Here is a 25,510-nt window from a genome sequence, read left to right on the forward strand (position 1 = left end):
ATAGGGGACGATAAAAAGGTCGATACTGTGGTAACGGCAGCAATATGTACAATTTTTGCGCAAATTGTGCCGGACACTGCGATGAAACCAGGACATAAAAAATGGGTGCAGAGGCACCCTTTTTTTATTGGTTTCATCTACGTGGCACAAAAAAGCGCAAAATATTAGTTCACAATATTGCGAGGTGCTCCGGCCATGAAAGCCTGGATGTTCCTTTTTACCTCTTCCAAACATCTGCGTCTGGATTCAGTGCTCCCCCAGGCCATGTGTGGAGTGATAAAAAGCTTTCCGCTATCTTGAATCTTGAGGAGCGGTGAGTCTTTGGCCATGGGTTCAGGGTTAAGCACGTCGAGGCCTGCTGCCTTTATTTCTCCATTTTCCAGTGCTTCGCAGAGATCAGCTTCGTTTACAACAGCGCCTCTTGCAACGTTGATGAGGATTGCGTTTTTCTTCATCTTTGCGAAAGCACCTTTGTTGAAGAGTTCTCTTGTCTTGTCGCTGAGCGGGCAATGAAGAGATATGACGTCTGAACGTGATAATAACTCATCAAACGATACTCTCTCATACTCTGTGCAGGTGCTGTTTCCGGATGCGGAATAAAAAATAACCTTTGCTCCGAAAGCTGTTGCAATCTGCGCAACCTTCCTTCCGATATTTCCCATTCCAACGATTCCATACACTTTGCCATCGAGCTCCTCAAACGGTATATCAAGGCAGCAAAAATGCGGCTGGTTTGCATATCTGCCGCTTTTAACAAATTCATCATAATGGCGTGAGTTCTCCATAAGATAAAAAAGCAATGCAAACGTATGCTGGGCAACTGAAGCCGTTGAATAATTGACAACATTTGCAACTTTTACGCCGTGTCTTTTGCACGCTTCAATATTTGCATTGTCAAAGCCTGTCGCAAACTCACATATAAGTTTAAGGTCCGGAGCATCATTTAAGACTTTTTCCGTTATGGCACTTTTGTTAATAAGAAGTACCTCTGCTCCCTTAAGCCTCTCCTTTGCATTTTCATCGGTTATCTTGTCCCCGTAATAGGAAACCTCTCCAAGTTCATCATAAATACTGTAGTCCATGTCAGATCCGACACTGTCTACATCCGCAACAACAATTTTCATACTCTGTGTAACTTATGCCTTTCTGTTATGTTTATGTTCTAACGGCTTTCATATCTTTTTTATTCTGATACATAAGCCTGTCAGCTCTCTTTAGAACGCTGTCCGCATCATCATCCATTGATTCGTCGTATATTGCAAGACCGATGGCGGCAGACAGTCTCTCCCACGGTTGCAGGCTCTTATTGTTCTGAAGCTCTTCCATGTGGCTCTTTAGCGAATCAATAAGTTCATCCATGTGATTAAAATCTTTATTTTCAAGAAGAACTACAAATTCATCTCCGCCCACTCTAAATACCGGTGAATTTTCGAAGGTATCGCATATGAGTGTGCACATATTTTTGATATAAAGATCGCCCGCCTCGTGTCCGAAAGTATCATTTATCTTTTTAAGATAATTTATATCTATCATCAGCATACCAAACTGCGCAGTCTGAGTGATGATATCGGAGTTAAGCCTGACTTCCACTTTATCATATGCCGCTTTATTTTTTACACCCGTAAGAGCGTCACGAAGTGCAAACTCATTAACCTTAGTCATCTCAAGCGACATATTCTGAATCTTATTGGAAGACCTCATGAGATCCTCTGCATATTCCCTCATATCCTGCGACATGGAAAAAATAGTGTCCGCAAGAGATTCAAGCTCATCTCCCGTATGTATCTCAGGATTTTCCATAAGAAGAAGCTCAGGACTCTTCTGCGAATGGCTGTTTTGGGCAAAATCGCGCGTTGTACGCTCTATCTTTTGAAGCGGAACAATAACTCTTTCATTAAGCCAGAATATCATTCCTGATATAAAGATGACGGCAAGAACAACACCGCACACAGCCATGGTTATAATATATTTTCGAAGGTTATTGGAGATATCCATTGTACTGAATCCGCAGGAAAAAAGAGCTATTCCTTCATCGGATGCATTTCTTATCGAAGCGTTTGCGCTAAAATCTTCGCCGTAATCGCTCTTGGCGGTAGTATAGTTGATTCCCGTGTTATTCTTCATAACATTATATGACATCTCACACAATTCTTCACCCAGAAAATCTCCTATCATATCGCCGAGATACGGAACAGGAATATCTTCCTTCAGATCCTCTCCGTTCTTTTCAGCCTCCGTAAGCCCCGATGCAATCTGCATACAGTCATATCCGTTTTCAGTCTTGCACGGAACCGTAAGCAGGATAAAATCAAGATCGTAGCTCTCTCTTACCCTGCCCATAAGATCTACAAGATTATTGAACGTATCAGAGTATTCCTTCGTCTTGATACGTTCCTCGAGGTCCTCTACATCTATATTTTTTAATGTATAATCAACAACATAAGTAAGTCTCGTCCTGTACTCATCAAACATTGTATTTCTGAATATCATGAAACTTATAGTGCCAAGAGCCATGCAAAGAATAACAATAAATACAAGACAAACCCAAATAACTCTGTATCTAAGTGAATTGTTATATTTTTTACCCATCCAATGCACCTCACAGCTTTCTAACCTTAATGATAGCACAGGAATAAACAATTATACATTAAAATAATATCAATTTTTCATAACTTATTCCACTGAATTTATGAGTGCAAACACCTCTTCTTTTATGGCTTTGTTGACATTAAGAGCGTTCTCTCCCGAGTCTCTGTTTGAATAAAAATAGAACTTTATCTTAGGCTCTGTTCCGCTTGGCCTTATGGCAAACCAAGAACCGTTTTCAAGGAACAGTCTTATCGCATTCTGCGGAGGAATATCCTCATATCCGTTTATATAATCGATTACTTTGCTTACCTTAGAGCCAGCAACTTCTGTCGGGATATTCTCCCTAAACCACTTCATCATGCGCTGAATACGCTGTGCTCCGGGGATTCCCTCAAGAATAATATTGGGTTCGTCTTCCGCAAAATAACCGTACTTTGCATAGATCTCCTGAAGTACATCAAACAGCGTCTTACCCTGCTTTCTGTAATACGCAGCGGCTTCCGCAACAAGCATACCCGCGGAGATTCCGTCTTTATCCCTTATATCCTCACATGCCGCATATCCTACAGATTCCTCATATCCAAAAAGATATGTGTATCCATTATCGTGAAGATAAGGAATCTTGCCGCAGATATTCTTAAATCCCGTAAGAGTCTCGAACATCTCTACACCGTAGGCTTTCGCCATCACGGTAGAAAGAGTCGAAGTAACGATACTCTTTACCATCGCGCCCTTTTGAGGAAGTGTTCCTGCTGTCTTATGTCCCTCAAGGATATAATTTACAAGAAGATATCCCGTCTGATTGCCGTTGAGCGGAACATAGTTGCCGTTGTCATCCCTTATCTCTATGGCAAATCTGTCCGCATCGGGATCTGTAGCCATAAGAAGCTCGGCGCCAAATTCTCTTCCGTACTGTTCGCTTAACTTAAACGCCTTTGGATCTTCGGGATTGGGATATCCTACCGTCGTAAAATTGGGATCGGGATGTTCCTGTTCGGGAACTATCTTCCAGTTCGTAAATCCCCTGTCTTTTAACATCTGTCTGAAAGGAATTGAACCACAGCCGTTTAAAGGTGTGTAAACAAGCGGTATCGAAAGATCAAGTTCATCGCCTTCATGTATAGCCATTCCCTCGATCTTATCAAGATACTCTCTGTCATACTCATCGCCCAGAACAACGATCTTGCCGCTCGCAACGCCTTCATTAAAGTCAGACTTCTTTATTCCCGTCCAGATATCAACTTTTGATATCATCTCAGTCATACCGTCCGCAACTTCCGCAGATACCTGGCAGCCGTCATCCCAGTACGCCTTGTATCCGTTGTATTCTCTGGGATTATGCGAAGCTGTAATATTTATTCCGGAGACCGTCTTAAGCCTTCTTATCATGAAAGCAAGTTCGGGTGTGGGCCTTAGGTCCGGAAAGGTATAAACTTTAATGCCGTTTGCAGCAAATATTCCTGCGGCAAGACGTGAGAACTCTTTGGAAAAGTGTCTTGGATCATGCGCGATAACAACGCCCTTTTCCATAGCCTCTTTTCCGCATTTTATAATATAATCGGCAATTCCCTGCGACGCCTTACCAACAGTTAAAAAGTTCATCATATTGGTTCCGGCTCCGACTTTGCCTCTAAGTCCGGCTGTTCCAAAAGCAAGGTCCTGATAGAATCTTTCTTCTTTTTCTTTCTCGTTGTCTTTTATCTTATAAAGCTCTGCCTTAAGCGGATCGTCCTCCGAAAGATGTGACATCCACTCATCATATCTCTTGTTGTAATCCATATCATTACCCCCTTATCTATTTATTTAAAAAATTTTTTGAAGTTCCCAAAAAGTAACGGCACTGCATGCCGCAACATTCAAAGAATCAACTCCGTGTGCCATCGGGATCTTAACGCAATAATCCGAAGCTTTAATAGTCTCCTGTTTAAGGCCGTAACCTTCAGATCCAAGAAGTATCGCAAGTTTATCCTCTTTTGCAAGTTTCTTGTCATCGATTGAAAGAGTATTGTCGGAAAGCGCCAGAGCAACGCTCTTAAAGCCCATGCTCCTAATTTCCTCAAGCTCTTTACCCGATGTAAGAAATGTCCACGGAATCTGAAACACGGTTCCCATACTGACTCTTATGGCTCTTCTGTAAAGAGGATCGCTGCTGCCTTTTGTAAAAAGAACCGCATCCATATTAAGCGCCGCCGCATTTCTCATAATGGCGCCGACATTTGTGGGATTTGAAACATTTTCAAGAACAGCCACTCTCTTTGCATCCTTGCAGATCTCAGAAGCACTCTTTAGTTTCTTTCTCTTCATCGCACAGAGAACTCCTCTTGTGATGTTATATCCCGTGATCTTTTTAAGCACTTCTTCCGCGGCAACATATATCTTTACAGAAGGAAATTTATCCAGTCTTTCAATTACTCCCTTTGCCTCTTTATCCAGCTCTTCCCTCGAAACAAGCAAAGAAAACGGCTCATATCCCGCATCAAGCGCCCTGCCTATGACTATTGCACTTTCTGCTATAAAAAGTCCTTCATCGGGCTCATTTATATGATAAAGCCGGTTTTCCGAAAGAACATTGTAGATTTCAAGCTCGGGGATTTCAAGTGTATCAACGGATATCATATTTTCACGCATTTTCAATGTCCCATTTTCCGAATTTCACTTCTCCGGGATTACTTGTATGATCTCCCAGCATTTTTTCCATCCATATCATGTCGTACCATTTTTCGAACTTATATCCCGAATCATGGAATATTCCGACAAGACTGTATCCGAGACTCTTATGGAAATGAAAACTGTCATTTGTAAGATTGTCGTCTTTCTTATCATCCGAAAGATATGCTATACACGCGTTCAGATTCAAGATCCCCATATCTTTCAAAGACTTTTCAAGTGCATCGTAAAGGAGTTTTCCCACTCCTTTTCTTTTCACATCTTCTCTGACATATACGGTCGTCTCAACCGACCAGTCATAGGCGCGTCTTCCTTTAAAGCTTGTCGCATAGGCATATCCCAGTATCTCACCGTTTTCCGTAGCTTTGATATACGGATATTTTGAAGAAATATCTCTTATCCTTCCCTCAAACTCTTCAAGTGAAGGAACTTCATACTCAAAAGAAATTGCTGTCTTTTCAACGTAAGGAGCATAAATTGCAAGAAGTTCTCCCGCATCTTCTACGCTTACCTTTTCAACTGTCATTACTTAAATGCCTCTCTTTCCATCTCGCTTACAAGCTTACTTATTGTTCCGTCTTTAAACGGACTGAGCAGTCCGACCTGTGCAAGTTCATTCTCATAAAAATCCTTTGCGGAAAGTTTGCACAGCTCAAGATAATGTCTCCATGCATCATCAAAATCTTTATCCATCCACACCTTAAACTGCATCGCAACAACGCTCGCAAGAACATAATCGATGTAATAAAAAGGAAGTCCGAATATATGAAGCTGTTTCTGCCAGAATCCGCCCTGTCCGAGAAATTCATCATCTTCATAATCCATCTCGGGCCTGTACGTCTTTTCAAGCTCCATCCACGCTTCTTTTCTCTGCTTCGGAGTCATATCCGGATTATCATATACGATATGCTGGAATTCATCAACCATGCAACCGTAAGGAACAAAGCTGATTGAATCCTCAAGATGCATCTTGAAATACTCTTTTTCTTTTTCACCAAAAAACTTCTTCATCCATCCGTATGTGAAATATTCCATTGACATCGAATGAATCTCGGCAGTTTCCATCGTTATATCGAGATTTTCAAGAATTTCCTCATTCCTTGTAACATAGCCCTGAAAAGCATGTCCGCACTCGTGCGTTATAACATCAATATCTCCGCTCGTTCCGTTAAAATTGGCAAATATGATCGGAGCCTTGTACTTCGGCAGATATTCCATATATCCGCCCTGTTTCTTGTTCTTTCTTCCAAGCACGTCAAAGAACTCGTTATCCATCATAAAATCAATAAATTCAGCCGTCTCAGGCGAAAGTTCCCTGTACATCTCCTGTCCGGCTTTCATTATCTGTTCCGGAGTTCCGATGGGGCAGGGATTTCCCTCTTTGAAAAAGACTTCATGATCGTAGTATTTGAGCTTATCTACACCGATCTGTTTTCTTCTCTCTTCATTTATCTTTGATACAAGAGGAACAAAAGACTCTTTTATCTGCTTTCTGAAACTCTCAACTTCTTTTCTTCTGTACGAGTTTCTGATCATCCTGTTATAACCAAGCTCGACAAAAGAATCATAACCAAGCGCCTTTGCCTGCGCCGTTCTGTTTTTTACGAGTTTATCGAAGATATCATCAAGTTCATCCGTAACCGTAAGAAAATAGTCAGAATAAGCTTTCCAGGCTCTCTTCCTGACTTCTCTGTCCTTACCCGTCTGAAACTTTCTCAAAAGAGAAAGATTATAGATTTCTCCGTCAAAAGGAATTTTTGCAGACGCGATGATATTGTCATATCTGCTGACAAGGGCATTCTCCTCCTGCATAAGAGGGAGAATCTCATCGCTTATAGACTTGCTTGCAAGTTCGATATTTTTAAAAGCAACTTTACCGATCTTCTCTTCCATATAATCTCTGTAGGGAGAGTTGAAAAGAACTTTCTTATACTCGTTCTCGAGCTGTTCAATGACCGGAAGTTGCTCGTCAATATACTCTTTCTCGGCTGCATAGAATTTATCCGATGTATCTATATCATGCCTGAAATTGCCGATTCGTATAGTCGAAACTATATCGCTGCTAAGTTCATAATACTTTTTATGAATCTCAAACTGCTCCTCACCGCTTGCAGCATTTTTGCTACTCTCGATTAGGCTCTCATATTTCTGCTTCACTTCGTCAATATCAAAGCGCTTATACGGGATTTCCGAAAATTTCATAGATATTAATCCTTCTTTCAAATATTAAAGCTCGATAATACTGAGCTAATTGATTACTTAATCGTATTAATTCTACCATAAATCTCGGAGATAACATCCATAGTTTTCTATCACCAATCCGAACCGAAATCAGTATAACCGGAATCCCAGCTATCTGAGCTCCATCCGCTGTCATAGCTGTTATTGTAATCGTAATTGTCATAGTAATAGTTATCACTTCCGTCATAACCGCTTCTGCGATTGGATTCACTGCATCTCATAGCAACAACTGACAGCGCCAAAATTAAAATATAAATTAAGACACCTGAAATACTTATTCCGGTTCTATTCAACGTACGAGATAATCTTTCTCCCTTAGTACCATTTCGAATCGAAGAAATATCCATGTCTAAATATGGATTCTTATAAGATTTTATACTGCGGCTCGGAGTATCACCAGCATAATAATGTTGTTTCTGGTTGATTATCTCTTTCTGAAGCCTGTCATAGAGTTCACCGACAGCAAAAGCCTCGTCAGTTCCTCTGTAGCGGACCGCCCTGCTTCCGTCGTCTTTATTCTTATATACTACAAAGTCACCTGACACTTCATCCTTATATATACCAAAAGCTCTGGGCTCCTTATAATCTTCTCCGATAAAAAATCTGGTCTTTTCCGAAGTATAACCATTTAATTCACAATACTCTTTTAATGAATCAATTGTTTTTGGCTTATTTCCGCCACTTAAAAGGCTCATTACCACTCTCCTTTAGTTCCGATTCAATTGCAATATCGCGTATAATTAACAATGCATTAACATTTTATCATTCAAAAACTATATTATCAATGAATAATTTTATAATGACTCTGAACGCCCCACCTTACTTCCAATATGCGTTTATTTCCTTGGTTTCATAGTCAAGAAGCTCTACTCCGTCATATGTATGCGCGATTGTAAAGGATGCCTCTGCGCCTGCCATAGTCTCCTTACTCTGAGCCTGGTCGGCGCGGAAGTTTCCAAGTGAGTAATAGACAAGCATCTTACCGCCGTCAGGCCTGTCAAGCATCTCAGTTTTCTGGACGACGTGGGGATGCGTACCGATTACTACATCTGCGCCGCCTTCCGCAAAGAGCTCTGCAAAATGCTCCTGTGAAGGTGTGACTTCTTTGTTGTACTCATCTCCCCAATGGGCAAAAACAATTACAAAATCCGCTTCTTTCCTTGCGCTCTCAATATCACTTATCAATTTATTTCCTTGTTCGTTTACTGCTGACTCCTTCGTTTCATTAAAAGCAGCCTTTTTTCCCCCTATCTCTTGTGTGTCTTTTCTCGGAAGATAGTGCACCACATTGGGATAATCCTCAGATATATCCCCCGCATTAGTTCCGTAGGTATAGGAAAAAAGCGCTATCCGCATGCCATTACGGCTTATAAGCTCATACGGCCGATATTCTGTGTCTGTACTATCCTGTATGCCGACACAGGTTATCCCGGCGTCTTTATAGAAATTTACCGTAGTATCTATTCCCTGAATTCCTCTGTCGAGAGCGTGATTGTTTGCACAGGATACAACGTCAAAGCCGGCGTGACTTATTGCCTCTCCTACTTGGATTGGAGAGCCGAAACTCGGATAGCCTCCTACCATTGATTCCTTGTCAACAAGCACAGTTTCTGCATTTAGCGCCGCTATATCGGCAGTCTGTATCTCATCAAGAAACGGCTCGTACATAAAATCAAAGTTTCCGTTTTCCTCATTCCTTGCATACTCATAAATCGGCTCATGTATGAGATTATCGCCGAATGCGACCACACTTACTTTACTGTCGATAGTCTTAACTCCCCAACTGTCCCACATCCAAAGTGTACAGTTTTTATCTTTATCCTCCATCAAAAAGATCGAATCATTTTTATCCATCAATCTGATGCGACGCGCAACGGTTCCCATATCCGACGCGCACCACTTTTCCGAAACATTTCCGGCCTCATCTACATCATATATAAAAACATGCTGAGAGTAGTTTTTTTCATCCTTCTCTATCCAAAAAGGCCTATGCTTACCATATAGTCCGTGTTTCCACAAAAGAACTATCATCTCCTTGTCACCGTCTCTGTCTATATCTGTTACGAGAACGTCCTGAACCTTGAAATCCTTTTTGCTGACAAAAGTTGTCTCCCCGCTTGAATTAGTGACTTCGAGTTTCTTTTTCCAAAGCTTTACCATCACCCTTGAAGCACTGTCTGATGATTCACCATTGCTCTCATCCTGCAAAGCGCTTTCATCGCCATATACAGTTACCTCTTTCTCATTCCATCTTATCCACGCAGGAATATAATTATTCCTCGCAAAAATCAAAACAACGCAAACAGCTACCGCTATTCCGAAGAATAACAGTAGCCTCTTGCAATTTTTATCAAATTTTGGTCCGGCCTTCATCACTACCATGTTTTTTCCATTCTGTAACTCTGTGTCCACTCCGGCTGAACGGGCTTATCCGTATTTTCAACCCAGTTCCAGTCATCGTCCATATGACCGCCGTTTATCATGTCTCTCCACTGTCCGTCCGTAAGCCTGTTACTCATGGGCTGCTCAAACTGATAGAATGAATATACGCTTCCACTACCGACGTGAAGTTCACCGTCTATAGGGAATACCACAAAAATCTTATTTGCCTTTCCGGTTCCGACTTCCAAAACAGTTCCGTTTGGATCCGTTGCAATATCTGCTATCACAGGACAAGGTGCCTGATAAGAGTCTGTAAGATTTTCAACTTCGGCATTAACTTCTCTCCAGAAATGCTCAATATTACCGCCGTAGCAACGGATAAACTCATAATCCTCATCGGATAATTTTTCGTTTTTAAGCTCTTTTTCAGATATGGTCAAAAGAGTTCCCGCAATCTCGGAAAGCTTATCGAGATTTTCTTTTTCTTTTGCATCAATAACACCGTATCTCTCAAGCCCTTCTTTAGTCCTTTCGGAAAGGAATTTGAACCTGCTGAATACAACAGGCTGCGTATCAACAAAGCCTCTGTCATCGGGCGTCACTTCTTCGTCTCCGCCGCCCATCTCAGCGCCTATCTGTTTCGAATAAAGGATGGTATCATGTTTGAGTTCAGCAAAAGAGCCTGTAAATGTCTCAAGATTCTTTTTTACCCACTCATCATTCTGCATATATTTTGGATACCCCGCGCCCTTCTTCTCAAGAAGAGGTCTCAAAGTATTAAGCCAGCCCGAGTACAGACTGACATTCCATAAAGAAGGCTCGTTGTTATTAAAGTGCTCTTTCGAAGCTGCCATGTTCTCAGAATAATTTTTGAAATCAGCAGCCCCCTGCGCGTTCAGTATTTCCAGAGCCTTCTCGGAGCCAAGTGCCGCAGGGACATCAAGCGCATCCGGAAGCATACGTTTTTCTCCCGCACTGTTTTCCTGAACAGCTCTGTATACAAGTTTCTGCATGATTGCTGCATCAACAGTAAATCTCTGCCCCATAAATCTGTAAGAAGGGACCACATTTTCCTCATCCTCTTTAACGGGAATTGAATTAATCGCAGGAGGAGTCAGTTCTTTTACCGCACTCATAAATTTACCGAAAGCATCGGAATTACCTGCAAGTGCACTCACATCAAGCTTATCTTCATAGCACTTTTTTGCTATATCCGAAAACTCGTAATATCCGGGATCGTCCGATGTTCCCGCAAAAAAGCTTGTTATATTATATATTCGCTCCCAGGACTCTGCGTTTTCCGCTATTGCAAGACTCTGAAGAAGTCCCGCTCTGACAAGCTCCTCATTGTCAAAAGCAAAAGCCGTTCTTCCGTACCACATCATTGCCCTGAAGTACTTTTCAAGTTCGGTATCGCCCTCATAGTATCCTCTCGGCTTATACTGCGAATAGTCTTCCTCTTTGCCAGTAATCCCGTTTGTAGCAACACCTTCCGCTTTAGCTATCTTGGAAAGTTCATCGTTTACAACTTGGTCAAAAGAGCCGTCACTTATGGGAGCTACAACTCCATCATCAACCAGCTTACTTCCGATATAGAAAAACTCAGCATTCTTAAGCGCTGCAGCTTCGAATTCGGTCCCTTTAAGCGCATCATACTGCTTCTTGGTACTTTCAAGCATCTGTGCACCAAGTTTTTTTAGCTCACTTGTAAGATGATTTTTCTCCGTCTGCTTCATCAGATATGAAAAATAAAGATGATATGTATGCATAAGAGAATCTACAGTCACGAAATTAGGTCTAAGTTCATACCTGTTTTCCTCATATTCTTCAAAAAACTCATCACTCTCCGCTACTTCGACCACAAATCCGTTTTTTATAATTGCATCTCTTCTTGCCTGCACATCATTATACTCACTTTGATTTTCAAGATTAAAGTAACCGTCCTGATGCGAATTAAATACAACATTTGAAAAATCTTCTTTTATGGTGTAATCGGGAATGGCAGGAACCAGATTCTCGTCATAATACTTAACCTCAGAATCCCCGAGAAGGTAGACCTTACCACTAACGGCACCGCTCGCAGCATCTTTTCCTTCTTCGGTACTCTCCGCCGAAACACTGCTTGCAGCAACGCTTCCCGCATCTGAAGGTGTGTTACTTCCGCCTTTTCCAAACGAACACCCCGGCAACACTACCAAAAAGGCCAAAATACATACAGCTATTCTTTTTTTCATATTCGTCTCCTAAATATTTACCCTATCACAATATTTTCTCCCCCATTATTATATACTAACATTCCGGACACCGAAACAAAGATTCGCCGGCGGCTTTTTGGCGCAGAAAAAAGCCGCCGGTCATATGACCAACGGCTTTTCATATCAATATCAAAGAAACTTATTTCTATCAGTTCTTTACGATAAGCTTTCCACCACGCTTTGATACTACGTCGAAGATAACGGCTGCAAGAAGAACGGCACCTTTAACCACCTTCTGCATGTTAGCATCTACACCCATAAGTGACATACCAAGGTTGATAACACCCATAAGTACGGCACCTACGATAACTCCGGGAACTGTTCCGATTCCACCGTAAGCTGATGCTCCACCGATGAAACATGATCCGATAGCATCCATCTCATAGTTCTGACCATATGTAGGCTGAGCTGATGTAAGACGAGCGATTGTGATCATTCCTGCAAGTGCTGCAAGGAATCCCATGTTTGTGTAAGCGATGAAATAAACTTTGTTTGTGTTGATACCTGAAAGCTTTGTAGCCTTCTCGTTACCACCTACAGCGTAGAAGTAACGTCCAACAGTTGTGTTATTTGTGATGTAGCCATAGATAAGTACAACTACGAGAACCCAAATAAGAACTGTAGGAATACCCTTGTACTGAGCAAGCTTGTAGCAGAATGCCAAAAGAGCTGCAACAATACCAACTGTCTTTACAAGGAATTTCCAAATGGGCTCAAGCTCATATCCCTTGTTCTTTTTCTTAAAACGTGATCCGGCCTGTACAACAACGAAAATAATAGCAGCTAATATTCCGCCAAAGAGACATGTAAGGTTAAGAGATCCGTTTCCGATGAAATCATGGATATAGCAATCAGCACCGCCACCGAAAAGGTTAACGAATGAAGACTTATCCTTGATTGAAATTGTAAGTCCGTTAAGAACTACGTTTGAAAGTCCTCTGAACGCAAGCATACCTGCAAGTGTTACGATGAAAGGAGGAATTCTTACAAACGCAATCCAGAATCCCTGGAAAGCACCGATCAATGTTCCTACAACGAACATGATAAGTACTGAAGCCCAAATGGGAAGGTTCTTATTTACCATAAGTGTGGCACCTACAGCACCAACAAAACATACAACCGAACCAACCGAAAGATCGATGTTACCACCTGTTAAGATACAGAGAAGCATACCGGTTGCAAGAACAAACACATAAGCGTTCTGTGAAATTAAGTTACTTACGTTCATAGGAAGAAGTAATGCTCCCTTTGTCTGGAAAGAGAAGAAAGCTACTACTGCTATGAGAACAAGTATCATTGTATTTTTCTTTATGAATCCGAGTACCGAATCGTTATTCATTATTTGACCTCCTTATTTCCGGATGACTGTAAAATATAAGTCATAATTTTTTCCTGAGTGGCTTCTTTGCCATCAAGTTCGCCAACCATCCTACCTTCATTCATTACGTAGACTCTGTCACACATTCCCAATACTTCCGGAAGTTCGGAAGAGATCATGATAACTGATTTTCCTGCATCTACAAGCTGATTGATAATGCAATAAATCTCGTATTTAGCTCCTACGTCAATACCTCTTGTAGGTTCATCCAAAATGAGAATGTCCGGATCTGCGAACATCCATTTTGCAAGAAGAACCTTCTGCTGGTTACCACCACTAAGGTTACCAACATTCTGCTCAACAGAAGGACATTTTGTCTTAAGCTTCTGTTTGTAATCAACTGCTACTTCATACTCTTTATCTTTGTCGATTACTGAATTCTTACTAACTGCATCAAGGTTTGCAAGTGTAGTGTTAATTTTAATAGGATTGGTTAAGATAAGTCCGTTACCCTTACGATCCTCAGTAACATATGCAAGCTTATGCTTGATAGCTTCCTGAACGTTTCTAAGTTTAACTTCTTTACCATTTATCTTAAGTGTTCCTGTAATGTTTTCGCCGTAACTTCTTCCAAAGATACTCATTGCAAGCTCTGTTCTTCCGGCACCCATAAGTCCGGAAATACCTACAACTTCTCCTTTTCTGACGTTCATGCTGACATTATTGACAACTTTTCTATCACTATATAAAGGATGATAAACATTCCAATCTTTGACTTCCATCATTATATCCCCAATCTTTGGTTCTCTCTTGGGGAAACGGTCTGATAATTCACGACCTACCATGCCGTTGATGATACGTGCTTCTGAGAAATCATCCACACCCTTTGTAAGTGTCTCAATTGTCGATCCGTCACGGATAACCGTAATCTTATCGGCAACATATGATACCTCATTAAGTTTATGTGAGATGATAATTGAAGTAAGATTCTGCTCTTTCTTCAGCTTAAGTAACAAATCAAGAAGCGCCTTAGAATCACTCTCGTTAAGTGATGAAGTCGGCTCATCAAGAATAAGAAGTCTTGCGTTCTTTGAGAGCGCCTTCGCAATCTCAACAAGCTGCTGCTTACCAACACCAATATCCTTAATCAATGTCTGGGTACTATCTTTAAGTCCCACTATATCCAAATACTTACGAGCAAGTACACCCGTCTCTGTCCAATTAATCTTGCATTTTGATCCTCTTTCATTTCCAAGGAACATATTCTCTGCAATTGTCATGTACGGAATAAGCGCAAGTTCCTGATGTATAATTACAATACCTTTTTGTTCACTATCCTTTATAGCGTTAAAATTGCAAACCTCGGAGTCATAAATGATATCACCTTCATAGGTTCCGTACGAATAAACGCCACTGAGTACATTCATCAGTGTGGATTTACCGGCGCCGTTTTCACCTACCAGCGCGTGAATTTCGCCTTCTTCAACCTGAAGATTTACATTGTCCAAGGCTTTCACACCGGGGAATGTTTTGGTGATATTTTTCATTTCCAATAATATCTTCGCCAAGTTTACCCCTCCTTCTATCTCTAATTTCTTTTCTTCTATTCTGATATTTTTTCTGTTAAAGAGGCGGGACAAAAGCCCGCCTCAGCTTTATTACAAATTTTTATTATTTAAGGTCGTCTTCTGTGTAGTATCCTGAATCGATAAGAAGAGTCTTATAATTCTTGGAATCAGCGAACTGGGGCTCGCAGAGGTATGTAGGAATCACACCTGTTCCGTTATCATAATCCTTCTCGTTGTTGATAGGAGCCTCGCCGCCCTTCATGATAGCGTCAACCATCTTAACTGTCTGTGCAGCAAGTTCACGTGTATCCTTGAAGATAGACATTGACTGCTTACCAGCGATCATGTTCTTAACGTTGGGCTTATCGCAATCCTGACCTGTGATGATCGGCCAATCATCGGGATGATTAGGCTCGTAGTTAGCTTCAAGTGAGTTAGTTGCACCAAGTGCTGTTGAGTCATTCGAGCAAAGAACTGCATCAAGCTTTGTTCCATCAGCATAGTTAGCTGCGATGATAGCATCCATTCTTGCCTGAGCGTTATCTGTCTTCCACTCAGGAGTAGCAACCTTATCGAACTCTTTCTGTCCGGACTTAACAACAAGCTTACCTTCTTCGATGTAAGGCTTGATTACATCATAAGCACCCTGATAGAAGAACTTAGCGTTGTTATCACCGGGATCACCTGTGAAGATCTCAATGTTGAAAGGTCCCTTAGCATTGTCGAGGTCAAGCTGATCTCTGATATACTCACCCTGCTTTGTTCCTACCATGTAGTTATCGAATGTAGCATAGTAGTTAACTGCATCTGAGTTCATGATCAAACGGTCATAAGCGATAACAGATACGCCTGCCTGCTTAGCCTGATCAAGAACTGTTCCGAGTGAATCACCTTCGATAGGTGCGATAACAAGAACCTTAGCTCCTGAACTGATCATGTTCTCGATCTGAGAAACCTGTGTAGGAACGTCGTTTGAAGCGTACTGAAGATCAACTTCATATCCTGCTTCCTGGAGCTGTTTCTCCATGTTTGCGCCGTCCTGGTTCCATCTCTGAAGATCCTTAGTAGGCATTGATACACCAACTCTTCCGCCTTCGCCGGCAGGAGTCTCTGCTGTTGCTGTTGCATCGCCGCCCTCTGCTGCTGTTGCATCAGCAGGTGCCTCTGCGCCACCTTCAGGTGCGGGTGTAGATGATCCGCAACCTACAAGCATGGCTGCAACCATAGCTGCTGAAAGAACTGCACTAATGATTTTCTTCTTCATAAAAGTATCCTCCCTTTTATTTGGATTCCTGCAGAAATTTATCTGCGTTGTTTATATTGTAAAATTTACCACAAAAATAATAGGATTAAATTACGATGTTCTGTAAATTTTTACTATCGTTACAAAAAATTAACCGATTATGCTAGCATTATTTTGCACTGCATAATCGGTTATATCAATTTTGTGCTACTATCCCAAACCCGCATGTTTACTGACTAATTTGGCATCTGGTCCGGTACATTCAAGTAAACATCCTCTTTTAAGTGAAATCCACTTTTAATTATCACTTCATCTATATTATTCCTTGTCACACTAGTAGGTTCTATCTTAAGATATGGCACCATCTTGGAGCCATCGCTTATATCTGAAATATCATATTCGGTGATTTCTTCCCCCTTAACAAGTTTGACCGCACATATAGCTGCTGCCTGCGCCAGTTTCTCAATCGGCTTGTAAACGGTCATAAGCTGAGTCCCCTCAACAATTCTCTGACATGCTTCAAGATCTGCATCCTGTCCTGCAACCATAAGCTCACCCGCAAGTCTTCTCTCCGAAAGAGCTCTGACCACGTTACTTGCAATATCATCATTTCCGCACATTATCGCATCGGTTTCCCTGACAAGCCCTGTATTCTTATAAATATACTCGCTTGCCTTTTCAGCGCGCCAGCCGTCTGCATAGACCGTATCGACGATCTCATTTCTATATCTTGTCATAACAGACCTGAATCCTTTTTCGACAAAAGAAACATTGCTGTCGGAAGGAGATCCGCAGATCATTATCACCTTGCCGTCCGCAAGTCCGTTGTCTACCATGGTCTGCGCCATCATCGCACCTACTTTTTCGTTGTCAAAAGAAATGTAGAGATCGACTCCGGCATCAGAGATTAGTCTGTCATAAGCAATGACAACTATGCCTTCCTCTCTGGCCTTTTTCACCGAATCACGAAGTGAATTTGAATCGATACAGACAATGACTATCGCATCCATTCCGTTCTTGATAAAGTAGTCAATCTGCTTTTTCTGTTCTTCAATATCACCGTTTGCATTCTGTACGTTTACTTCCGCCCCAAGATCTTTTGCCATGGAAACAAAGACATCTCTGTCTCTCTGCCATCTTTCGATCACGAAAGAATCAAAGCACATTCCGATCTGGATCTTGTCAGAATCGGAGCTTTTCTTTTTCTCGCCTTCGCCGCTCTCTTTGACACACCCCGTAACACATAACATAAGCAAAAGAGATGCAAGCCAAACGGCGACCATTTTCCCCATATACCTTCTCATATGTGTCACCGTCCTTCTTTATATTCGGTTGGCGTAACGCCTACATTCTTCTTAAAACTTCTGCTGAAATAATTCGGGTCCGTATATCCGCACGCTCCGCAGATTTCCTTCATTGACATATCCGACTCCGTAAGGAGCTCTTTTGCCTTCTCTATTCGCACACTTGTCAGATATTCGATAAAGTTAAGCCCCAACTCGTCCTTGAATATCTTGCTGAAATAATACGGCGAGATATTGACCCTTCTTGATACATCATCAAGCGATATATCTTTTGCAAAATTGTCATCTATATACTTTCTTGCCGTCTTTATTACATCATTGGACTTCTCTTCTTTCTTGGCTATAACATTCCTGCAGGCGGAAGTAATCTTCCCCATAAACCATTCTCTTATCCCGTCTGCAGTGCCAAGTCCCATAAGTTCCGGCAGATAATCATCACGCCCCGAGTACATATACTTCTTTCCGATGCTGCTATAGGCAAGTCTCTCGGCATAAAGAGTTATCTCAAGGACCTTGATCCTCATTGACATGAGATCGCCGTTCTTCGACCTGTTGTACATCCAGTCGGCATACTTCCCCGCCGTTACCATAGTCGCATTGAGATCTCCGTTGGAAACCGCATCAAACATCGGCTTCTCAAGCTCTACGGGATAATCTTCTTCGCGTTCATCGTAAGGAGTAAGGTCATCTACATGTGCAACCGAGCCCGTCGTCGCAATAAGGGCATTCAATGCTTCTCTGTATGACTCTCCAAGCTCCCTCAGCGGTTTGACGCCTCCAATACCTATTCTGAAACTTATATCGGTTTTTTTCTTAAGTATCCTTGTCAGCTGCCTTGCTTTATCAATAAGTTCTGTTCTGTCATTGTACTCTATCTTGGAAGAATCAAGAGGTACCAGCACAGCAATCTTATTTGCCATTACGTTACCTATCTTGCAGTTAAAAAAGTCTTTTACACCTTCACGTATCTCCTGATATCGGCCCGAAACCTTGACGGAACTTCCGATTGCATTTGTCATGTGGTTTCCTTCCTGTGAATCACCGCAGACAATTGCCATCATACAGCCGTAATCCTGCTCTATTCCAAGTATTGTCTTGTAACTGTCGATGTCTTCTTCAAAATGCTCCTGAAGAAGGATATCGTATATAAGTCCGTTCTCGATTATAGGCTCAATGGTTTCGAGCTTTTCCTTTATCATAAGCTCATTGCTTCGTTTTTCACGCTCACCGTCAATAAGCCCCATCGCCCTTCTTAAGACATTTACGACCTTAAGCTTGTCCATTGGCTTGTTAATATATTCAAGAACCCCAAGCTTGATTGCTTCTTTTGCATAGTCAAATTTGTCATATGCAGACATTACTATGAAGATCGTGTTCGCTGAAAACTGCTTTATTTCCTTGATTGCTTCTATACCATTTATTCCGGGCATATGAATATCCATAACCGCAATATCCGGTCTGAAACGCTCAGCAAGCTCTATTACGCTTCTTCCTGTCTTGGCAAACTGTACTTCGCATTCACTTCCAAATTCTTTTTCAATTATAAACTTCATGGAATCGATGACTATACCTTCATCGTCCGCGATCATTATCCTGTACATATTAATCCCCTCGATTTAATACTACTCTTCCTTTTCATTAAACGGCAAACGTATTATCACTTCGCACCCCTTGTTTTCACCTTCGCTCCTTATTTCAACGGCATTATCATTCTCGCTAAAGAGCCTCAATCTTGAGATCACATTATCCATACCTATTCCGTTATTGTCATTCTGATTTTCTTTTCTTTCCCAGTTTCCGCTCAGTATTTTATCAATATTCTCAGGGCTGATTCCCTTTCCGTTGTCACCGATACTGATGCAGATATTGTCATCCTCACGGTAAACCCTGAGAGTGATCTTGCCCTTGTCGCCCATTTCCCTGATGCCGTGGTTTACGGCATTTTCAACTATCGGCTGCAATATCATATTGGGCATAGGCGCACCGAGGAGCCTCTTATCAACCTGCTTCTCATAACCAATATCACCGGAAAATCTTACGTTCAGGATTCTTATGTAATTATCGACAAGCGTAACTTCTTCACCTATCGTAACCTCAGTCTTTTTTCCCTTTACATTATACCTGAAAAAATCGGCTACCGTCTGAACATACTCATAAGTCCTATCTGCGCCCTCCATCATAGCAAGCTGTGCGCCCGCATTAAGAGTATTAAAAAGAAAATGCGGATTGATCTGCGCCTGCAGATATTTAAGTCTTGCATCCTTAAGATGCGACTCCATCATAAGCTCTCTCTCCTGCATATATCGCTCTTTTTCTATACTCATTCGAAGTCTCTCGATATATTGCTTAATGCTTATGACCATCTTGTTAAAAGCATTGCTCACTATTCCGATCTCATCGTTATATGCGATTTCCAGAAGCTCTGCGTCAAAGTTTCCTTCCGCAACTTCATTTGCAGAATCCGCAAGTTTTTTAAGAGGCTGGACGATCGTGCTTACAAGATTCATTATTATGATGATATTTCCACCCATAACGATAGTAATAACAATGAAACTTACAAATTCATAATTTCCAAACAATTCGGTAAGTTCCGAATAATGCTGCGAATTACTTACAAAAAGTTCCAGGTTAAGACTTGTAATATACTCGTTTATATAATTATAAAGCTCCGTCGCACTCTCATAATACGTACGATACTTCTCGACATTTCTTCCGCGCTTTGCTTCTATCGTAAGAGAAACCTCATTTAAATAATTCTGCGACATATTCCTGATATTTCTTTCCATGCGCCCAAAAGAAAGGTCTGTCACTCTGTCATCAAGTTCACTCGTCAGATTGGAAAAAGTCTCTGCCGAGCTGAAATATGTCTTAAGTGAATCCGATGTCTTCGATCTGAGATATTCCGTCATTGAATCCTGAACATTACCCAGAGCATCCGAAAGCCTGTTAAGGTGTCTGTTGTCCTGATACACCATCTCCATCTCTGTCGACATACTGTTGATACCAAGAAGCAAAAAGATATTTACGACAAAAATAATTATATTTGAAAAAACACAGATACTTACAATTTTATTTTGAAGGGGACGATCAAGAAATCTATTCATTCTGCTCTTCCTCCTTCTTCATATATTCCGCAACATTGCTCTTATTTATGAGGCTTACGTCTGCGGCATAATACTCACTTGTATTACCCGATTCATAATAATCGGAGAGAGCTTTTACACACTGCTCACCGAGCTGATTGGTATCAATGGCGATTGTTGCATAAACACCGCCTATGTCAATGGCATTGATTATCGGTTCGGAAGCATAGCATCCAAGAATATTTACCTTGCCCACTTCATTAAAATCTACAACTGCCTGATAAGCACATGTGGTATTTAGCTCATTAAGGCACACAATGACATCCGGTATCTGCTCATTATGGAAAATATCTCTGATCGACTCTTCCGCAGAAAAATCATTGGTATTGTCAACGGTCTTGATAGAGACGGAAACTTCCATGCCTGCTGCATCTTCCTGAGCTATACCTTCCTGCATTGCCGCGATTATTATATTCTGAATATTTTCACCGGAACTTCCCGCATCCGAATTAACGAGCACAGTAACCTGCATGATCTTATCCTGCTCGTTCTTATCAGATTCTTCGGTATTTTCGTTTTTCTTTTCCTGAATAATATTATTGATCTGCTTAGCATACTCACGCCCCATCGCATATCCACCGATACCTACGTAGCTAAGCCTTTTTGAACGGGTATTGTCTCCGTAAAGAGTAACAACCGGAATCCCTTCTTCGACTGCTTCATCAATGAGTTGCGTCATTTCATTTGACTCATTGGCATAAAGAATAATACCGTCCACCCTGGATGCCGTAGCGATCTTCATAAGTTCTTCCGTTCTATACTTGGTCGAAAAATTCTCTCCCAGAAGATCGATATATATATTGTCTTCTTTTGCCGCCGCAAAAGCACCACGGTAAACAGATTTCCAGAAATCAGACTTATTGTCGTCCGTTATCATAACATAATACTTTTCGTACTCGTTCGCTTCATCTTTTCTCTTAAAACCTTTCAGGCTGATACTGAAACTTACGGCGATAAGAAAAAGCGTAACAATAACGAAAACCACTGTTGCTAACATGATAACTCTTTCTCTATTATTTAGTTTACGCTTATTATTACTACGGGGAGTGTTCACAGTATTCATCACCTAATGATTATACCGTTTACACTCCCCATGTTTCAATAGAATTTCTATTTATGGTTACACCGTATTGTCTTTTATCAGATTAAAAATGTCCGTTTCTTCGCCCGTATTGACATCTACGGAATATACCCTGACTTCTCTTCTCTTATAAGCCATACGCCATCCCATATCGTCTTCTCTGGCTCTTTCAAGGATATTTCGCATTATGTATATCTTTCCGTCAATATACTCCATTATCTCAGGATCTTCCACGATCGCTCCGGTATCGGTATCCTTGACCTGTCCGTATTTTTCCTTTGAATCGACTATATGCTTCTCGCAATTCTTATCGTACCATATAAGATGCCCAAGCTTATCATACGTAACATAAAAAGGTCGTCCCTTAACTTCGGAATTCATCTTTCCGTCGCTTGCAACGGTAAAAGCTGTCGGGTCAGCTCCTTCCTGGTTATTCAGGTTCATATCACGCGTTCTTTCACATGAAAGAGATTCCTCTTTACCCAGAGTTGCGGAAATAAAGTAAACTTCCGTAAGCTCATTCTTTGCTCCCGAATAATAATTCAATGTAAAAAATACCTTTTGATGTTCCTCATCCACGGTCAGCTGATGAAAATCATAATAATCTCCGCCTTTTTCACTCTCGGGAAGGTATCCGAGGAACACTGACTTATTGTCAGAAAGATCATACTCCCAAAATCTGTACTCATCCGTTCCGCCGTAATCCGGCTCAGTTACATAAAAAACTTTATCGCCCTCGCAGGCAACACACTCTTTTACATTCTCAATGACAAATTCGCTTCCTTCGCCCGAATGTATTGAAAGATTTGTCCCTCCGTCACTGTAAATACTTGTGACAAGCGTTTTTCCTTCTTTGTCAACAGCACTTATGCTGTCCGATTTGATAAAACCTTCTTCGTAATTATTTGCAAGATCGTAGCAGATTGCCTTGCCCTTCATATCTCCGTCTTCTTTTTTGAAATAGTTTGTATAAAGCTTTCCGTCCATTACAAATATATTTCCGAATGTTGCTTTTTCCCCGACTTTCAATGCCTTCTTGTTTTTGGGGTCATAGGACATAAGCACATTATCGCCGTAATCATATGGTGCAAATTCTCCAAACCATGATGCACTCTCAAGGTTCGTTTCAGATGGAGCATGGAAATAAATCTTATCATCCACTTTCACAAAAAAGTGGCCGTTATTCTCGAGCGCCTCTTCTCCCGGCTGCTCAACTGTCTCGATTGTAAGTTCTACATCATCTTCTTCGTCTGTAACAGGCAATGGTGCAGCACAACTCATAAATAGTAAACTACTCCCCGTCATAAGTGCTGTCGCAAATATTTTTCCTTTCATCGCTATATTGTTACTCCTCGTACTTAAAATTAATAGAAAGCGCTTACATCTAGATGCTAAGTGACATTCTACTCATTTTGTTAATCAGTTGCAATACAATGTTAAAAATGTCCTTAACAAAAATAAACGCCCGATTGCTCGGACGTTTGTCAATTTGCACAATATTATAAATATTATTCCAAGAAACCATCTGGCATTTGGCCGACTCACGCATCACAGATGCTTGTGATTACAGGCTTTGCGGCAGTTTCCCGCAGAAGGACAGCCGATACAATGAGTGCCTTTCTTTTTTTCTTTATAAATGTAACCGATTGCTAAACCTAATATCAAAACAAGTGCAAAAAATGCTATTATATTTACCATAATTTATATCTCCAAAAAATATATTCCTTATCCGATTCTAAATTCAACCGGCATTTCTTTTTTATTTCTCTTTATCAGATAAATTATAATTCCCGCAAATGCCGCGATCGCGATCAGTCCGTAAATGAATCCTTCACCGACTTTCCCTGTTGTAAAAAGAGTTCCGAGCTGATATACCGAAAATCCTACCGTAAATCCAGTCGCAAGCTGAAAACATATCGCTCCCCAGAACCACTTTTTTGACTTCATCTCGGAATTCATCGCTCCGAGAGCCGCAAAACAAGGCGGTGTATAAAGATTAAACATCAAAAATGCAAGCGCCGCAACTCTTGTTATTCCCATCACTGCAGCAACCGCATTGCCTTCACCTATAAGCTCAAGCTCTTCCGTGTCTATGAGATTAGAAACCGCAAATACAGTGGCAATGGTACCTACGACATTTTCTTTTGCAATAAAACCTGAAATAGCCGCTGCCGCAAGCTGCCAGCTTATGATGCCGACAACAGGAAACAGAATATATGCAAACGGTCCTGCAATCCCCGCAAGAATCGAAGTGTTTTCCATACCCTCTTCTACAGGCTGCAACCTGAAGTTAAAGGTCTGCATGATCTGAACCGCAGTATTACAAACAAGTATAACGGTACCCGCCTTTATAATGTATGACTTACCTCTTTCAAGCATTGACTTAAGCGCAAATACAAGACTTGGAACTTTGTAGTCCGGAAGTTCGATGATAAAAAAGCTCTTCCTATGCTTCGTTGTCGTGATTGCCCTGATGATCAGCGCACCAAGAAGGATAAGCAAAATACCTCCGATATAGCATATAAAGCTGACCCACTTTGATTTAGGGAAAAAAGCTCCCGCAAAAAGTGCTATAACAGGAAGCTTTGCTCCGCACGGCATAAATGTTGCAAGCATTGCTGTGGCACGTCTTTCTCTCTCATTTCTGATAGTACGACACGCCATAACAGCAGGAATACCGCATCCAGTGCCGATTATCATAGGAATTGCCGACTTTCCGGAAAGACCTACCTTTTTGAATATAGGATCGAGAACTACCGTTGCTCTTGCCATATATCCGCAATCTTCAAGAAGTGCGATAAGAAAATACATTACCATTACAAGCGGAAGGAATCCAACCACCGCTCCGACACCACCAATGATGCCATCCACGATAAGTGCATAAAGAAGCGGATCTGCATCTGCCATCGCTTCTCCGACCACACCCTTAAAATCATCTATAAGTCCTGCAAGAATGTCTGCAAGCCACGTTCCGAGCGTTGTCTGTGATATATAAAATACAAACCACATGATCACGGCAAAAATAAGTATGCCTATTGCCGGATGCAAGATGACATTGTCTATCGCATCGGTGAAACTACACTCTTTCGAATTGTCACTGCGACTCTCGACTTCATTTACTATATTATTTACGAATTCAAAACGCTCTCTGTCCGCGGCTTCAACTGCTGCCTTATCATCAAGATTGACATCTCCCTGGCTGTAAGGCTCCTTCTGCTCTGCACCCGCTAGTGACATCGCGGTTTTGATAACTTCTTTAAGCCCCGTTTCCGAAGTCGCTATCGTCTTTATTACAGGACATCCGAGTTTTTCCGATAAAAGTTTTTCGTCTATTCCGTTACCTTTTTTATCACTGGCATCATTCTTATTAAGTGCTACAACAACAGGGATTCCCAGTTCCAAAAGCTGTGTTGTAAAGAAAAGGCTTCTGCTTAAGTTTGTTGAATCAACTATATTGATGATCACATCGGGATGTTCATTTTTTACATAAACACTCGTGACACTCTCTTCAGAAGTAAACGGCGACATGGAATATGCGCCGGGTAGATCGACGGCTATAAGTTCCTTGTCACCGTCATAGTAGTTTCTCTTAATAACACTTTCTTTCTTATCAACAGTAACCCCTGCCCAGTTGCCTATTTTCTCGCTTCTTCCCGTCAAAGCGTTAAACATTGTCGTCTTTCCGCTGTTGGGGTTTCCCGCCAGTGCGATTCTCATTT

At 41.4% G+C, this 25,510-nt stretch carries 19 protein-coding genes; all 19 read right to left on the reverse strand.

The genetic code is table 11. The annotated features are described in order from the left end of the window. Positions 1 to 164: 164 nt before the first annotated feature. On the reverse strand, positions 165 to 1,124 hold the full coding sequence (locus BLP87_RS00375) for a D-2-hydroxyacid dehydrogenase (RefSeq protein ID WP_074460956.1): 960 nt from the start codon (positions 1,122 to 1,124) through the stop codon (positions 165 to 167). A 31-nt stretch (positions 1,125 to 1,155) separates the two neighbouring features. Continuing rightward, entirely contained in the window at positions 1,156 to 2,589 is a 1,434-nt protein-coding gene (locus tag BLP87_RS00380; RefSeq protein WP_074460957.1) for a GGDEF domain-containing protein, read from the reverse strand. A gap of 84 nt (positions 2,590 to 2,673) precedes the next feature. Beyond that, complete coding sequence (locus tag BLP87_RS00385; protein WP_074460958.1) at positions 2,674 to 4,368, reverse strand: phospho-sugar mutase; 1,695 nt, start codon at positions 4,366 to 4,368, stop codon at positions 2,674 to 2,676. Positions 4,369 to 4,392: 24 nt separating this feature from the next. After that, entirely contained in the window at positions 4,393 to 5,217 is an 825-nt protein-coding gene (locus BLP87_RS00390) for a TrmH family RNA methyltransferase (RefSeq protein WP_074460959.1), read from the reverse strand. Beyond that, positions 5,210 to 5,782: a GNAT family N-acetyltransferase gene (locus tag BLP87_RS00395; protein ID WP_074460960.1), complete on the reverse strand. Its 573-nt coding sequence runs from the start codon at positions 5,780 to 5,782 to the stop codon at positions 5,210 to 5,212. The genes BLP87_RS00390 and BLP87_RS00395 overlap by 8 nt, the downstream gene beginning before the upstream one ends. Next, positions 5,782 to 7,458: a M3 family oligoendopeptidase gene (locus tag BLP87_RS00400; RefSeq protein ID WP_074460961.1), complete on the reverse strand. Its 1,677-nt coding sequence runs from the start codon at positions 7,456 to 7,458 to the stop codon at positions 5,782 to 5,784. Before BLP87_RS00400 ends, BLP87_RS00395 begins: the two co-directional genes overlap by 1 nt. 110 nt (positions 7,459 to 7,568) lie before the next feature. After that, a complete protein-coding gene (locus BLP87_RS00405; RefSeq protein WP_074460962.1) occupies positions 7,569 to 8,192 on the reverse strand; it encodes a hypothetical protein in 624 nt (207 codons plus the stop codon). A 124-nt stretch (positions 8,193 to 8,316) separates the two neighbouring features. After that, complete coding sequence (locus BLP87_RS00410) at positions 8,317 to 9,879, reverse strand: CapA family protein (RefSeq protein ID WP_074460963.1); 1,563 nt, start codon at positions 9,877 to 9,879, stop codon at positions 8,317 to 8,319. After that, the gene (locus BLP87_RS00415; RefSeq protein ID WP_074460964.1) at positions 9,873 to 12,113 is read right to left on the reverse strand and encodes a DUF3160 domain-containing protein; all 2,241 of its coding nucleotides are present in this window, start codon (positions 12,111 to 12,113) and stop codon (positions 9,873 to 9,875) included. The genes BLP87_RS00410 and BLP87_RS00415 overlap by 7 nt, the downstream gene beginning before the upstream one ends. A 169-nt stretch (positions 12,114 to 12,282) precedes the next feature. Next, a complete protein-coding gene (mmsB, locus tag BLP87_RS00420; RefSeq protein WP_074460965.1) occupies positions 12,283 to 13,473 on the reverse strand; it encodes a multiple monosaccharide ABC transporter permease in 1,191 nt (396 codons plus the stop codon). Continuing rightward, the gene (mmsA, locus tag BLP87_RS00425; protein WP_074461158.1) at positions 13,473 to 15,020 is read right to left on the reverse strand and encodes a multiple monosaccharide ABC transporter ATP-binding protein; all 1,548 of its coding nucleotides are present in this window, start codon (positions 15,018 to 15,020) and stop codon (positions 13,473 to 13,475) included. The genes mmsB and mmsA overlap by 1 nt, the downstream gene beginning before the upstream one ends. 103 nt (positions 15,021 to 15,123) lie before the next feature. Beyond that, a complete protein-coding gene (gene chvE / locus BLP87_RS00430) occupies positions 15,124 to 16,284 on the reverse strand; it encodes a multiple monosaccharide ABC transporter substrate-binding protein (protein ID WP_074460966.1) in 1,161 nt (386 codons plus the stop codon). A 215-nt stretch (positions 16,285 to 16,499) separates the two neighbouring features. Further along, positions 16,500 to 17,555, reverse strand: coding sequence for a sugar ABC transporter substrate-binding protein (locus tag BLP87_RS00435; RefSeq protein WP_083334345.1), 1,056 nt, complete (start codon positions 17,553 to 17,555; stop codon positions 16,500 to 16,502). 17 nt (positions 17,556 to 17,572) lie between these two features. Then, the gene (locus BLP87_RS00440; protein WP_074460968.1) at positions 17,573 to 19,168 is read right to left on the reverse strand and encodes a helix-turn-helix domain-containing protein; all 1,596 of its coding nucleotides are present in this window, start codon (positions 19,166 to 19,168) and stop codon (positions 17,573 to 17,575) included. 21 nt (positions 19,169 to 19,189) lie between these two features. Next, positions 19,190 to 20,671 (reverse strand): sensor histidine kinase, encoded by a 1,482-nt coding sequence (locus tag BLP87_RS00445; RefSeq protein WP_074460969.1) that lies wholly within the window; start codon positions 20,669 to 20,671, stop codon positions 19,190 to 19,192. Then, a complete protein-coding gene (locus BLP87_RS00450; RefSeq protein ID WP_074460970.1) occupies positions 20,664 to 21,707 on the reverse strand; it encodes a substrate-binding domain-containing protein in 1,044 nt (347 codons plus the stop codon). The genes BLP87_RS00445 and BLP87_RS00450 overlap by 8 nt, the downstream gene beginning before the upstream one ends. 123 nt (positions 21,708 to 21,830) lie before the next feature. After that, entirely contained in the window at positions 21,831 to 23,126 is a 1,296-nt protein-coding gene (locus BLP87_RS00455; protein WP_074460971.1) for a hypothetical protein, read from the reverse strand. A 213-nt stretch (positions 23,127 to 23,339) separates the two neighbouring features. Further along, on the reverse strand, positions 23,340 to 23,489 hold the full coding sequence (locus BLP87_RS16510; RefSeq protein WP_074460972.1) for a FeoB-associated Cys-rich membrane protein: 150 nt from the start codon (positions 23,487 to 23,489) through the stop codon (positions 23,340 to 23,342). 27 nt (positions 23,490 to 23,516) lie between these two features. Next, a complete protein-coding gene (feoB, locus tag BLP87_RS00465; RefSeq protein ID WP_074460973.1) occupies positions 23,517 to 25,508 on the reverse strand; it encodes a ferrous iron transport protein B in 1,992 nt (663 codons plus the stop codon). Positions 25,509 to 25,510 lie beyond the last annotated feature (2 nt).

Origin of the sequence: Butyrivibrio hungatei (genome assembly GCF_900101605.1) — a bacterium.
Lineage (GTDB): Bacteria > Bacillota > Clostridia > Lachnospirales > Lachnospiraceae > Butyrivibrio > Butyrivibrio hungatei_B.